Origin of the sequence: Metallosphaera yellowstonensis MK1 (assembly GCF_000243315.1) — an archaeon.
Lineage (GTDB): Archaea > Thermoproteota > Thermoprotei_A > Sulfolobales > Sulfolobaceae > Metallosphaera > Metallosphaera yellowstonensis.
In genome coordinates this window covers 296660-309808 of record NZ_JH597761.1, presented here as the reverse complement: position 1 = coordinate 309808, position 13149 = coordinate 296660, and the positions used below count along the sequence as shown (strand labels likewise).

Here is a 13149-nt window from a genome sequence, read left to right as displayed (position 1 = left end):
GATGAGTTCAACAGAACCCTCCTATCCTCTTAGAGAGCACAAACTTACCCTCGTTGAACACCTCCACCTGAGTCACAAAGCATGAGTCCAGTGAGCTCACTGCCAGAGATATCTCCCAGGGAGACCTGGGGTCATTGACAGGTATCCCCTGAACTGCCTTCTCCAGTGCCCCTCCAGGTGAGGCATTGAAGGTCGTGGGTTGGACTATCCTGTAGTCCCTTACCTTCTCTCCCAGGTCCACGATGTGTATGAGGGAACCCCTTATGGACTCGACTCCCCCTACCCCACCGCCCCTGATCTTGACCCCCTCCGATACCAGATCCACGTCCCTCAATTCCCTGAGGAGAAAGGCGACTATCCTGAGCCTGGAGAGTTCCCTCAACAGGGGTGAGGGTCCCCACATGTGGTGGAGCTTCCTGATCAGGGGGTCCACCGAGAGTGCCTGTGCCAGAGGTCCCACTTCCACGGTTTGCCCGGAGTAAGTGACGGTATTACCCTCGTCAGTGATCAGGTGCGGGGAGAAGTCCCCCCGGAAGGGGAAACCTATCACTAAGTACCTTTTCAACCCTGCCCTCCACGGTTCGACCTTGTTTAGGAGGGCCGAATCGCCCCTCAACTCCTCCAGGTCGGAGAGCTCTAAGAAGGAATCCAGGTCCATGCCTATGGTCTGCTCCTGAAAAACCTTGATCACATCGATGAGGTCCTGAAGTCGGAACCTGACCCCCGCACCAGGGCTCAGGTGTCCCACCGAGGGCCACTTCCCTCCCACCTTCTCCATTAACGTCCTGACTTTCCTGGTCGCCTCGTTTATCCTCCTGAACTTAATCCCAGAGGGGAAACTGTACTCCTCTCCCCCAAGGTAGGGGAACCAGTAGGCGTAGGGGTGCTTCATGTGGCTCTCAACGATCTCGAGGATAGCCATGATCCTTGAGGCCTCCTCCCAATTTCCGGGTTCCGCCACGGCCTCAGCGTAGGCGAGGACGTGGGATTGGGAGCAAGTGGACAACACCCTCGGTATGATCCTCAAGAGTTCGATGGGGTCTTTCCCAACGAAGGCCCTCTCGTAACCTCTGAGCCTATTCCCTGACGACGTTACCTTGGTCACTACGTTCTTCTCTATTTCCACCCTTAACTCTATGGTCTCTATGTCGAGGGGAGTCAACTCTATCCTGATCCAATTTCATCCCGAGAAAATAAGTAGTCATGGGCTGTAGGGCACCTCAACGTCCCCTGAGGGACTCAAGTTTTTATTGGGCAATTTCAAGATAGTAGTGATGTGCCTGAGTTTCCCCGCAAGGGTGGTCTCAGTAGAGGGGCAGATCGCCTTCGTGGATTACGGTAACGGTGCCATAGAGCCTGTCATAGTGAACGGATTTGACGATGTGAAGGAGGGAGATCCAGTGGTAGTGAGTTACGGGATGATAATGGAGAAGATAACGGAGGAGGAGTACGCTGAGATGTTGAGATATCAGCAGGAATTGATGAGGGCGCTCCAGGATGTCTGAATACGATCCCTACGATATGGCCCATTTGGGGAAGGTAATCGAGGTGAGAGGGTCTGGGGCGATGGTGGACTTCGGAGGGATAGTGAGGGAGGTAGAGCTGGGACTTGTGGAGGCCAAGGAAGGGGACCTGGTCCTAGTTCACGCAGGTTACGCGATTAGGGTCGTCTCGAGAGAGGAGGTGGAGGGGAACCTGAGGGAGATAATCGAGAACCTCAGGGACCTATGACAAAGGTTCTTCGTTACAGGAGGAGAACGTGATCAGCAATTATTAAATTTCGCCTCTGTTGGAGGGCCATATTTAAGGGAAATTCCCACAAGTGCTGGGCGATCTTTTCTACCGTGTTCCTGAGCGTTCGTTAACATCGTGAGTCCTAGCAAGTTCGTTATGGAGTAACCTACTCTTCGCCCCGTCAACGTTCACCTGGACGTTATACTTGGAGAGTAGCTCAGATATCACCTCGATTGCCTTAACGCACCTTCCCACCATTTCCCTGGAGAGACCGATTCCTACCTCTAACCTCTCAGGCCTGCACCCCACTATTACGATTTTTGGGACGTCGCCTCCGACCCTGACCAGGTTGATGAGATCCATTACCCCCAACCCGTGTGAACCCCCAACGGCCATGGACAACACGGTCTCTGCTATCTCGTCCTCCCCAGCCTTGTCGCCCACCTCTATGACCTTAACGTCGTCGACTTCAGCTGCGTCAACTATCACCACCAAATCGTAGTTACTCATGAAGTCTACCGCAGGTAACCCTCCGGTCCCTAAGTCCCTAACGTCTCCCCCCTCCACCTGTCCCTCAAGGGACTGTGCCACAGCTACACCGCAGCCGTCATCTCCCATGAAGACGTTACCTACCCCTAAAACGAGAACCCTCATGGGTGAAATTAAAGGTTCAACCTTATAACCCTTCCAGATTAGCCAACGTAGAGAAGTTTAGCTGTCCCAGGGCTATTCCCCCATCTCCTGCCGGAACTTTACTTGGTGTTACCACTCTGATCCCCTGGGAGTTGTCCTCCATCCCCTTGAGGATGTACTCATTGACAGCCGCACCGCCGGAGACCAGGATCACGTCGGGGTTCAGCCTCAGGGCAGCCTTGACTAGGGCCTCCCCGAGCCTGTACAGGACAGTCGCGGCTGCATCAGCTAACGGTGGGTCATGCGAGACTAGCCACTTGAACGCCTCCACCGTATCTATCTCTCTACCCCTCACCGGCAAATCCAAGTCCAACACCTTACCACCCTTAGCTGCAGCCTCCAGTTTGATGGCTGGTTCGCCCTCATACGTCCTCCTGTGGCACACCCCGAGGTAAGCGGACACGGCATCCAAAAACCTGCCCGTGCTGGAGGTGAGGAGTCCAGGTCTCCTGTTGAGGTTAGAAAGCACAACTACCTCCTCGGGCGGAATTCCCGCGACCTTTCCTGCCTCCTCCCAGTCCATGAAAGTGCCCAGGAAGTTAGCCAGCATCCTCCTAGGTTTAAGCGCGTTAACGTCCCCTCCTGGGTAAGGTATGTATCTGAGGTGGAACTCCCTGCTGTAGTCTGCCCCCCTGAACCTGAGGATCTCTCCTCCCCACGCGTTCCCATCGTCGCCGTACCCCACGCCGTCTATGGTTATGGCGATCCCCTCCTCCACGCCCCTCTCTGCACTGACGCTCAAGGCGTGGGCGAAGTGATGTTGAACCTCGACTAGTTGGGCCGAGAATCTCTCAGCGTACTTTCTGGCCAACCTCCTGCTCTGGTAAGCCGGATTCTTATCTGTTATCACGACTTTGGGAGCGACCCCGTAGGTTCTCAGGAGGAAGTCGAGGGATCTCTCCAACTGGACCAGGTTGTCCACCCTGTCCGTGTCGCCCACGTACTGCGTTAGGATGGCCTTGTCGCCTAGTAGGACTCCCCCTGCGTTCCCCAACTCGGCCCCGATCGCCAGGCCCGGCAATCCAATCCTCCTCAGTCTTATCCAAAGCGGTGCGAATCCCCTTCCCCTCCTCAGCAAGTGTCTCCTCGACCCCGTGAACTTCATCACGCTGTCATCCACCCTGTTGACTATCTGTCTGTTATGGTAGAGGACGTAGTCCGCGATCCCCTTGAGTTTCTCCCTGACGCACTTCTCGTCGATGCACATGGGGTATCCGTGTTTGTTCCCGCTGGTCATGATCAGTGAGTTCCCCTCAACTTCCCTTAATATCAGGTAGTGGAGGGGGGTGTAATAAAGGAAGAATCCCTCCCTGTCAAGTCCTGGGGAAATGTACTTGGACAGCTGACTCTCCTCCCTCTTCCTGAGGAGGACTATGGGCCTCTCGGGAGACTCCAGAGCCTCCACCTCCTCCCTGGACAGGTAAGCATACCTGGATACGACAGAGGTAGAGATCGACATGACGGCGAAGGGTTTCTCGGGCCTGTTCTTCCTCCTCCTGAGCTCCTTCACGAGGTCGTCATTGAAGGGGTTGACTGCTATGTGATAACCCCCCACACCCTTCACCGCTACAATGTGGCCCTCCGAAAGTAACTTGGCTGTCTGAAGTATGGGATCTCCCTCCACCCTCTCCCCTGAGAGGTCCTCCAGGAAGAGCCTCGGACCACAGATGGGACAACTTATCCCCTGGGCGTCAAACCTCCTCTCGTCCGTGGGGTTTGAGTACTCCCCACTACAGTGCTCACAGAGGGGGAAATCACGCATCGAGGTATTTTCCCTATCGTAGGGGATTGCCATGATCATGGAGAACCTAGGTCCGCAGTAGGCGCAACTGTTGAAGGGATATCTGTACCTCCTGTTTCTCTGGTCTAAGACCTCCCTCAGGCAGTCGTCGCAGACTGTGAAATCCGGGGGGATCTGGCTGGGCTCCCTCCTGTCCAGAGAACTGGGCATAATCCTGAACTCTCCGAATTTACACTCCTCTAATCCCTCCACCCTCAAGGACTCTATCCTGGCTGGAGCGGGGAGCTTCAAGTAAAATAGCGAGAAGAACGTGGAGATTTCTCTCTTTCCACCCTGGATGACTATCTCCACCTCACTTCCTCCCATGTTCCTAACGAAACCCTTGACGTTACTTTCAGTGGCGATCCTGTATATGAAGGGCCTGAATCCCACTCCCTGAACTAAACCCGAAACCACTATTCGTAACGTTTGCACTACCTATCTTTAGCTTTAGGGGGATATTAACTTATGGAGCTCAGCATCCTCAGATCTGGGAATATGAGGCCCTCCTCTCTCAAATTACGATAGGTCTTCCCTGGGGAGCCATAGCCAACAGTTTCAGACAAAACGTGAAATTTATATTATTTCGTCATAAACTCTTATATTATGTTGAGACCTAAGGAAGTCCACCAACGCTTAGGAATATCCTATGCAACACTTAGAGAATACGTAAAGAAGGGATAGATAAAACCAGTACTACAGAGCGGGAAGTGGAGGTTCAGGGAGGAGTACGTAGAGAAGTTGATGGGGATTGTTAGAAGGAGGAAAGTGATACTTTATGCTAGGGTATCAAATACACAAAAGGACGACTTGATAAACCAAGTACAGCAGTTATTAGACTTTGCCTAGACTTCAAGGCTACACCTAACGAGAAATCCCATAACTGCTGCAAGTTAAATACCTTGAGGAGAACGTTAAGGAATACGAAGGTGATAAAAGACGTGGGATCTTCGTTGAACGTGAAGAGGAAGGGGTTCCTCAACTGAGGATGATATTAAATAACGAGGTGTCAAAAGTCATTGCATATCCCGACAGACTTGTTAGGTTCGGCTTCGAGATACTTGAGGAAGTGTGCAAAGCGCACAGCTGTGAGCTCGTGGTGTTGAACAGGGAGGACAAAACTCCGGAACAAGAGTTGATAGAGGATCTGATCTCGATCTTGGTCTCGTTCAGCGAGAAATTGCAAGGAATGGGGAGTCACAAGTACGAGAAGGTGAGGAAGTGCGTCGAGGAAATTAAGGCTTAAATCGTTTCAACCAGAGGAGGAATACGTCTACCTAACTTACTCCATGAAGAACAACAAGAAGGAGGAGAGCAGAGTATTATTAGAGAACTACAGAGTCCTACTGCAGAGGGCTTTAGACTGGTTGTGGGAAAAGACGAAGGTTGAGAGGAGGGAAGTGAAGAGGGGTAAGAAAGTCATCACGAAGGTCAAGATAACCCACCCCGAGAAGAAGGGGTTTACAGGACGTTGAGGGACGAACTGGAGGAGGTCAACGTCCTAACCTCACACTACGCTGACAAGGCAATAAGCGACACTTACTCCGTGTTGAAAGGTTGGAGGAGGGCTGAAAAAGGACGAGCTTCACTGAGGAAACCTAGATTGAAGAAGGTTTACGTAAGGGTTAAGTCTACTCTGAGGAAGGTTGATGGTGAGAACGTGAGGATAACTGTTAAACCTCACCAGTACTTGACCCTCTCCTGGTCCCACACCTGGTTCTCTCCACGGGTCAAAGGGTTAGAACTGGGTGAGCCCGTGATAAAGGAGGATAAGGTTCACCTACCATTCCGTTACAGATTACCTCACCTACTTTTACTACATACTATCTTTCTTTACCACAACTGCAGTTCCGTAAGCTATAATTTCGTCCATCGCCTCTGACAGCTCATTAGAGTCGAACCTAACATTCACCACTGCATTTGCTCCTAAGGCTTTTGCGTTATTTACCATTCTCTCTATAGCTTGTAACCTGGCTTGCTCTGCTAATTCTACGTATTCTTTAATTTCTCCTCCTACAAGGCTACGCAAAGATGCAATTATGTTTTTGCCTAAACCTCTAGACCTTACAGTTATTCCTACTACTAAACCTTTTATTTCAACAATTTTATATCCAGGTAATTGTTCGCCGTTAGTAACTAGAACGTCACCTTCTTTAAAGCTCATGAGATAATTAAAGAGGACGTAGATTTAAACTTTATTAAGAGTAATGTTTTGTTGATCTCTTCAATTTATTTCATAAGTATGACATGATATGATGAGAATTTTTCAGTAAGTATTATTTTTTCAAAGTTATTTTCAAGCTCACACCCTAATACCCGGAGCCCTATCAACTACAGAATTAGCCAAGTGGGCCATCCACGCGTAAGCCCAGAACTTGGCCTTCAACCACTTTACATGCAAAACTTGTGGTCCTAACGGATTCCCCAAAAGTACGCTTCACAGCAGAGAACAAGGACTCAATCCTCCATCTAACTCCATAACCCTTCTCCTCCCTCCAACGATCATAACCCAGTTTCTTGAACTCCATTACAGCCTGGCAGGATGACCACGCCTAGTAGAAGCGTTCTTCCTAGGTGGGACAACAACCTCAACCCCAGTCTTGTAAACCTCATTAGCGTCATAAGCCTTATCCCCATACTCCTACTTCTGCCCACCATAACGTTTAATCCAAGTGAACACAGTACCTAGAGGTACATTAAGCACCCTGGATATGGCCCTCATACTCATACCATTAGCATACATTTTTGAAGCCTCCTCCCTCAACTTCTTGGAATGGTGATGGTAATTAGCGTCACCCAAGAAGTACTTACCGCAATCCCTACACAAATATCTCTGCCTACCCAAAGGTCTACCACACTTAACAACATGATGGGAACTACAAGAGGGACAAGAAACGACTTACCTAACTACAGCCTTCCTACCCATAAGTAATAATCATTATACAAATATAAATAGGTTAATGACTACATTATTTCCACACTCTTTATAAATATAAAGCCTTTCTACAAGGGGCTATTCATCCCCACGGTGGGGGTCTTCCTCCCTTAACCCCCATTAAGATAAAGGATGAAATTTTCACATTGATGATCTTTGAGGTATTTAGTTTTCAGTTATATCCAGGGTTCATTACCTTGTACTTCGTTACATTTGTTTTAATCTAGTACAAGAGTCTTAGACAATGAAGACTACGATTATAAGTATTAACTGACTCGATTCTGGGAATTAGTATTTCGATATTGCAAAAGTAGAAGGTTCAGCTCTATTTTTAATCTCGAGATAAACTTCTAATTTCTAACCTCAAACATCCTCTAGTTTACGACATCCTCTAAATTACAGTCGTCCTGGAGCGAGTGTTTACCCGTGGCGTAACTTACCTTCTTTAATACTTCTAATTCCACCACGGGCACCCCCTCTTAAGGGATCATACACGCTCACCCTCAAGTCATTGGGGCTAGTCGAGGGAAACTTCAATACCCTCCCATCCACGATCTTATCACTCCCACCCTCGTGAGCAGTGCCCGTCATCAGTTGGGAGATCATCGAGAGAATTCTTGGGTAATACTACATGAACATAACTTAATCAAAACGACCTTTAGAGAGTTAAAATGACTAGCAGTTTCGTAAAAGAGTTACAGTCTCTACGAAGTCAAGGCGAAAGCAAATTTAGTTCTGCACTCGTTTGTCTCCCTAGGAGTATGTCCTTTTCTGAATGGAGTAGAACAAGTCGTCCACCGTCACCACACCGATCAACTTACCTCGCCTCATCACCACGAAGCACTCCAATTTGTTCTTTATCATGGTAGTGAGTAGATCCAACAGGTCTTCCTCGCCGGTGATGGTGATGATGAGTTCGTTCATTATCTTCTTAACCTCGCCCTTCAAACCTCTCGATAATGCCCTCTCGAGAGCTCGTCTTGTTACGATCCCCACGGGCCTTCTATCCTCCATGACCACAGCTATCCCCTTACCCTCCTCCTCCATCCTCTTGAGCAACTCCCGCACGTCTACGTCGGAGGTAACTATGAGGGGCCTCCTGATCCTCAAGTGAGTTGTTGATGATTCCATATATATTAATTCATTTTCATTATTTAAGCTGTTTCCCAACTTATTTACGGAAAAAATAAACGTTGATTTGGATCTGGCAACCTTCGAGATTTATATATATAAGAATAATCTCTATGTAAGAAAAGTGTTTATAGAACATGAAAGAGAGGATTCTCCAGTCACTAAAGCCCCCTGGGGTACACTCAGGGAAGATTCATCGTGATTAACTTTGCAGTAAAGCTTAATATTAATAACATACCAAAAAAATTAGATCTATAATGACGGAACAGAAGAGAGCTAATCCAGCTCCCCTAGGTCTGTCCGGCTTCGCCCTTACGACCCTCGTTCTCAGCACCTTCAATGCGGGCCTCTTGAGCAGCGGTAGTGGAGTCGTGTTGGGTCTCGCCGCATTTTACGGCGGACTAGCACAACTCCTCGCTGCCGTATTGGAGTGGAGGGCAGGAAATACCTTCGGCTACGTGGCGTTCTTCACGTATGGTGCCTTCTGGGAGTGGTTCTTCCTCACGTCCATAGGAGTCTTCGGCACAGTGTCGGCTACAGCCATAGGTTACGTCCTGGTGGTGTTCGGGATATTCACGTTGGTGATGTGGTTCGGGACCTTCAAGTCCAACATGGGCCTCTTCATGACGTTCCTCCTCCTGTGGATAACCTTCTTCCTGTTGGGCATAGGTGCCATGACAGGCAACGTCGGTCTCTTCCACGCTGGAGGTTACGTGGGAATACTTACCGCCATTGCTGCCTGGTACACAGGGTTGGCGAGCGTGGTGGCCGAAGCCCTGGGGGCTAAGGCACCCCTAGGAAAGGCTCCCATGTCGTGAGGCAGAACATTTAAAAGAAGGAGCAAGGGATCCTTTTTTAATTCTCTTTTCGGAAAATCCTGCTCCCCGACTCCGTAGAGGGACACAGGTTCATGTTGTGCGACGTCCCCTAGTATATAGAGCTAAAGTGACGGGTCAGCTAGAATGACCTCTGACGGATAAGTGTTTACCCGTGGCGTAACTCTAATCAATCCCGAGTGGTCATAAGATTTCTCTCGATAACAGGACGTCAGTTAAGGGAGAGTCAAATAACTGCTACCCTAGTTGTCCCTCAGTTTCCACCCTTCCTCAGGGCGTCCTTGAGCTCTACCACAACTTCAGGGTCCTCCAGTATGGTCGGGTCGACTTCTTTCCCCACCGTGAGGTCCCTCAAGATCCTTCTCACCACCTTTCCGCTCCTAGACTTGGGCATCCTCGGCACCTTTATCACTTTGTCGACGACGTATATCGGGCCGAGCTTCTCCCTCACGGTATCCTTTATGAGTTCCTCGTCCACTTCCCCCACGACGAAGATAACGAGCTTCTCCCCCTTTACCGAGTCTGGAACTCCCACGGCTGAGACGTCCTTAACTCCAGGTATTGTGCCTACCACAGCCTCCACCTCCCCGCTAGTTATCCTGTGACCTGCCACCTTTATCATGTCATCACTTCTCCCCACTATCTTAACGTACCAGTCCTGTATCACAGCCACGTCCCCAGTGTCGTGGTAGTTGAACCTCTTGGAGTACTCCCTGTACTTCTCTTCGTTTCTCCACACCCCCACGAACTTCGTGGGGAAGGGTGACTTGAGTAGCAGGTAGCCCGGTTCTCCCCTTACCGATCTCCCCTGATCGTCCACCGTGTCCAGGACTGCCCCTGGAAAGGGTACCCCGGCGAACCCCTTCCTCGGCTCCACACCCAAGGAGAAGGGAACGCCCACCACGTAACCTGTCTCAGACTGTCCGTAGACGTCGGTCACCTTGTCCGCAAATGTCTCAGCGAAGTCCCAGGATGGCTCATCCATTATCTCACCGGCGGTGGCCAAGTACTCCACCCTGGGAGGTCTCACCCCCATGGAACGGAGAAGCCTAAGTAGGGTGGGGGAGGTGAAGAAGACCTTCGGCCTCTCCTCCTCCACTATCCTGGCCACCCTGTCCCTGGGATAGTCTGGTGCTCCTTCCATGAAAATTAAGGTGCCCCCGTGGAGGAGGGTGCCGTACATTATCCTTGAGAATGTGATCCACCCCACGTCCGCGGTGGTGAAGACCTTGTCCCCAGGCCTCAGGGAGAACAGGATGTCGAAGACCACGTAATGGCCCACCATCCAGGAGCCGTGGGGGAGGACGATCCCCTTGGGCTTTCCCGTAGTTCCAGAGGTATACATCACCTTGAGAGGGGAGTTCGCCTCAATGGGTTCCGAAGGCGTCTCCTCCCTAGATCCAGGTTCCATCCCCCTGGGCAAGAATAGGTCTCCTCCCAGGAGAGGGATCTTCCTCCCCCTCCTGACAGTGTACTGGGTGGTCACCACCAACTTAGGAGATAGATCAGTTATCCTGGACTTCACCGCCTCCTCTCCTAGACCCGCGAAGACGACTGAGTATATCACCCCCATCTTGGCACAGGCCAGCAGGGTTGCTATGGTCTCCGGGAGGTTGGGCATGTAGACCGAGACCCTGTCTCCCTTGGAGACTCCCCTCTCCTTAAGCCGTGAGACTATCTCCTCAGTCAACGCCCTCAATTGGGCGTAGGTGAGTTCCCTCCTCTCCCCCTCACCGTACCAGATGAGGGCGGTGCCCTCGTGCCTGAGCACGTTGTAGGCTATGTTGGTGGTACCGTTCACGAACCACTTGTCTCCAGTCAAAACGTGGTCCCAACTCCTGAACCAGGAGAGGGACTCGGCGAACGGACCCCAGTACTTCTCGGGGTCGTTGAGTGCCGTCTGATAGGCCGTGGTGTAATCCACGAAGTGTTTGATAGTGAGGCAATTAATAAACGTTACTTAAGGATGAACGACCTACCTTAATCCTAGAACCGAATTAAGACTGTAACGCTTCTACGTAACTACTCGTTAATTTTAATCACTTCTAAATATCGTTTTGACAAGTTGTGTTTATATAGTATTACCGAAGTAGTTTTTATTGATGATCCCCCTAACTGATGACGGGCACTGCTCACGAGGTTTGGGGAGTGATAAAAGTGTGGATGGGAGGGTATTGAAGTTTCCCTCGACCAGCCCCAATGAGTTAAGGGTGACCGTATATGATCCCTTAAGAGGGGTGCCCGTGGCGGAATTAGAAGTAATTAAAGAAGGTAAGTTACGCCACGGGTAAACACTAAACCCCGTTATTCTCAAGATTGACATTGATACATACGGATGTACAGTTATAAACACATGAATCAATATATGACTGAAAATCTCAAGTATGTACAGAAATTTTTGAGAAGGGCTACGTGTAACTTAACTGCCATGTATGAGCTTTCCTGTATACGTTCCTATAACTGAGCCTATTATACAATAAAGGCCCGTTAGAAGGATTGAAAAGATTAAAAGGATGGATCCTGGTAGACCTGCAACTTCCCCTGCGTAATAGCCGATTTTAACTATTGGGGCCCCTAAGGTAACGTAATTTAAGAAAATGAATAATCCTGAGGAAGCCACTCCGCCCAGAAATGAAGAGGCTGTTGCTTTTAAATATCCTTTACTGAACATTATTGCTGCAACTAAACCAGCAATGATAGTTAATACCCATACTCCGGTTGAGAGTGGGCGATTCAGGGCTCCTTTGCAAATTGTAATATATCTCTCGGTTTAGACTTATTCAATGAAGGAATTACTGAATATATTTGATCATTTCACGAAGAAATAAGGGTCCTTGTAATATTATCAGGATGAGATAACAGGTCGAGAGGTTGTAGTTGAGGGCTATGGCCCGGGCGATCCTCCAGGGGGAGTGGCACTTCCCGAACTCTCCGGGAGGGAGTTGAAGGACTCGGCCAGGTTGTTTGACCTGAGGAGGGGCCTCCCTGGGGGCGAGGAGGTAGGAGGGGAGAGCCACGGGTGGGGACGGACTCGGCGAGGGAGAGGAGGAGGTCCAGCAAGACCCTAACCCTCCTGTCCACCCTCCGTTTGAGGTGGACCAGGCAGGTCTGCCTCGCGACCTTGATCCCGGAGCGGGAGATTGCCGTGTCTAGGGCCTTCACCCCGTCGGCTACGACCAGGGTGAGGTTGTACCTCCCCCACAGCCTCACCGGGAGGTCCCAGTAGCTCACGACGTCCTCCTCCCTGGTCAGGATCACGTCAAGCACGGCCCTCACACAGTGGTCAGTGAGTCCCAACGCGATTAAGAGGACCCCCCTCCTCCCTCCCCTCAACTTCACGTACTTCCCGTCCACGACCACGTACTTGAAGTCCCCCCTCACCTCCAGCTCCTGGGTCCAGAGCTTGGCGTTCCCTCCCAACACGGGCAGGAGGAGGGACCTGAGCACCAGCCCCTCCTCCCTGAGCAACTCCTCCTCCACCCTCGTCCTCACCCTCTCCCCTCCCCTGTACAGCACGGGCAACCTCACCGTGACCCACTCCAGCCCGTACACTACCCTCCTCCCCAGGAGGGAGACCCTGAACCCCTTCAAGAACCTGTACCCGGCGTAACCCCTCCTCCTCACCTCCTTCCCCCTGGCGTACCTGGGGGAGGTCCTCTCCGCCTCCTCCAGGGCCCTCCTCTCGATCTCAGCCACCGTTTCATTTAATAGCGCGTCCTTCCCAAGTAACTCGGGGACGAGCGAGGTCACCACGTGATTGGATAGAGATCTCATGGTATGACCTAGCGCTCGTCCCCTTTTTAGTGTTACTGATGTAGGATCAATTAAGTCACTTTCATTCTATAGAAACAAATAGAAATCGCAATGGAGCCCTGAATCGCCCTATGCGACTGTATTCTTGTTTGATTTTTGTTTGAAGGAAATAATACAAACTAGGATCGATCGAAACCTTTGACTGTGACTTTGGACCTTTGGTTCGTTCCGTCCTATCTCTGTAATTCCCTAGTTGGCCTAGCGTTATACCTGGGCGGGAATCCCTT

The 13149-nt window shown here is 50.6% G+C and carries 12 protein-coding genes and 5 pseudogenes; 6 read left to right on the top strand and 11 right to left on the bottom strand.

The genetic code is table 11. The features are described 5' to 3' along the window. Positions 1-7: 7 nt before the first annotated feature. A complete protein-coding gene (locus METMK1DRAFT_RS02315; RefSeq protein ID WP_009070393.1) occupies positions 8-1162 on the bottom strand; it encodes a nickel-dependent hydrogenase large subunit in 1155 nt (384 codons plus the stop codon). Between the two features lie 112 nt (positions 1163-1274). On the opposite strand from METMK1DRAFT_RS02315, the gene METMK1DRAFT_RS02310 reads away from it, so the two are divergent. Both METMK1DRAFT_RS02310 and METMK1DRAFT_RS02305 read left to right on the top strand, forming a co-directional pair. After that, positions 1275-1505 (top strand): HypC/HybG/HupF family hydrogenase formation chaperone, encoded by a 231-nt coding sequence (locus METMK1DRAFT_RS02310; protein ID WP_009070391.1) that lies wholly within the window; start codon positions 1275-1277, stop codon positions 1503-1505. Continuing rightward, a complete protein-coding gene (locus METMK1DRAFT_RS02305) occupies positions 1498-1731 on the top strand; it encodes a HypC/HybG/HupF family hydrogenase formation chaperone (protein ID WP_009070389.1) in 234 nt (77 codons plus the stop codon). Before METMK1DRAFT_RS02310 ends, METMK1DRAFT_RS02305 begins: the two co-directional genes overlap by 8 nt. A 108-nt stretch (positions 1732-1839) precedes the next feature. Here METMK1DRAFT_RS02305 and METMK1DRAFT_RS02300 read toward each other — a convergent pair whose 3' ends face one another. Together METMK1DRAFT_RS02300 and hypF are read right to left on the bottom strand one after the other, a co-directional pair. Beyond that, positions 1840-2388, bottom strand: coding sequence for a hydrogenase maturation protease (locus tag METMK1DRAFT_RS02300; protein ID WP_009070387.1), 549 nt, complete (start codon positions 2386-2388; stop codon positions 1840-1842). Positions 2389-2410: 22 nt separating this feature from the next. Then, positions 2411-4624, bottom strand: a complete 2214-nt coding sequence (gene hypF / locus METMK1DRAFT_RS02295; RefSeq protein WP_245544527.1) for a carbamoyltransferase HypF — start codon at positions 4622-4624, stop codon at positions 2411-2413. Positions 4625-4891: 267 nt separating this feature from the next. Between hypF and METMK1DRAFT_RS02290 the strand changes: the two are divergent. After that, positions 4892-5453: pseudogene (locus METMK1DRAFT_RS02290) on the top strand (IS607 family transposase). Between the two features lie 43 nt (positions 5454-5496). After that, positions 5497-6011 (top strand): annotated as a pseudogene (locus METMK1DRAFT_RS18755) (RNA-guided endonuclease TnpB family protein); the annotation flags it as partial. Between the two features lie 12 nt (positions 6012-6023). On the opposite strand, the gene METMK1DRAFT_RS02280 reads toward METMK1DRAFT_RS18755, so the two are convergent. From METMK1DRAFT_RS02280 to METMK1DRAFT_RS02265, 5 genes and pseudogenes are all read right to left on the bottom strand, one after another. Further along, a complete protein-coding gene (locus tag METMK1DRAFT_RS02280; protein ID WP_009070380.1) occupies positions 6024-6371 on the bottom strand; it encodes a YbjQ family protein in 348 nt (115 codons plus the stop codon). A gap of 138 nt (positions 6372-6509) precedes the next feature. Beyond that, a pseudogene (locus tag METMK1DRAFT_RS16030) lies at positions 6510-6845 on the bottom strand (transposase); the annotation flags it as partial. A gap of 6 nt (positions 6846-6851) precedes the next feature. Next, positions 6852-7133, bottom strand: a pseudogene (locus METMK1DRAFT_RS17180) (IS1/IS1595 family N-terminal zinc-binding domain-containing protein); the annotation flags it as partial. Between the two features lie 429 nt (positions 7134-7562). Continuing rightward, positions 7563-7748, bottom strand: coding sequence for a hypothetical protein (locus tag METMK1DRAFT_RS18075; protein WP_009070378.1), 186 nt, complete (start codon positions 7746-7748; stop codon positions 7563-7565). A 147-nt stretch (positions 7749-7895) separates the two neighbouring features. Then, positions 7896-8273 carry a CBS domain-containing protein gene (locus METMK1DRAFT_RS02265; RefSeq protein WP_009070377.1) on the bottom strand — a complete coding sequence of 126 codons (378 nt, stop codon included), beginning with the start codon at positions 8271-8273 and terminating at the stop codon, positions 7896-7898. A gap of 257 nt (positions 8274-8530) precedes the next feature. On the opposite strand from METMK1DRAFT_RS02265, the gene METMK1DRAFT_RS02260 reads away from it, so the two are divergent. Continuing rightward, positions 8531-9091: an acetate uptake transporter gene (locus METMK1DRAFT_RS02260; protein ID WP_009070376.1), complete on the top strand. Its 561-nt coding sequence runs from the start codon at positions 8531-8533 to the stop codon at positions 9089-9091. A gap of 271 nt (positions 9092-9362) precedes the next feature. Here METMK1DRAFT_RS02260 and METMK1DRAFT_RS02255 read toward each other — a convergent pair whose 3' ends face one another. Continuing rightward, the gene (locus METMK1DRAFT_RS02255; protein ID WP_009070375.1) at positions 9363-11033 is read right to left on the bottom strand and encodes an AMP-binding protein; all 1671 of its coding nucleotides are present in this window, start codon (positions 11031-11033) and stop codon (positions 9363-9365) included. 178 nt (positions 11034-11211) lie between these two features. On the opposite strand from METMK1DRAFT_RS02255, the gene METMK1DRAFT_RS02250 reads away from it, so the two are divergent. Then, on the top strand, positions 11212-11400 hold the full coding sequence (locus METMK1DRAFT_RS02250; RefSeq protein ID WP_009070374.1) for a hypothetical protein: 189 nt from the start codon (positions 11212-11214) through the stop codon (positions 11398-11400). Between the two features lie 128 nt (positions 11401-11528). Here the strand turns inward: METMK1DRAFT_RS02250 and METMK1DRAFT_RS02245 are convergent, their stop codons facing one another. Both METMK1DRAFT_RS02245 and METMK1DRAFT_RS16025 read right to left on the bottom strand, forming a co-directional pair. Next, positions 11529-11780, bottom strand: coding sequence for a hypothetical protein (locus METMK1DRAFT_RS02245; RefSeq protein ID WP_009070372.1), 252 nt, complete (start codon positions 11778-11780; stop codon positions 11529-11531). 121 nt (positions 11781-11901) lie between these two features. Next, positions 11902-12883, bottom strand: a pseudogene (locus METMK1DRAFT_RS16025) (transposase). Between the last annotated feature and the right edge of the window lie 266 nt (positions 12884-13149).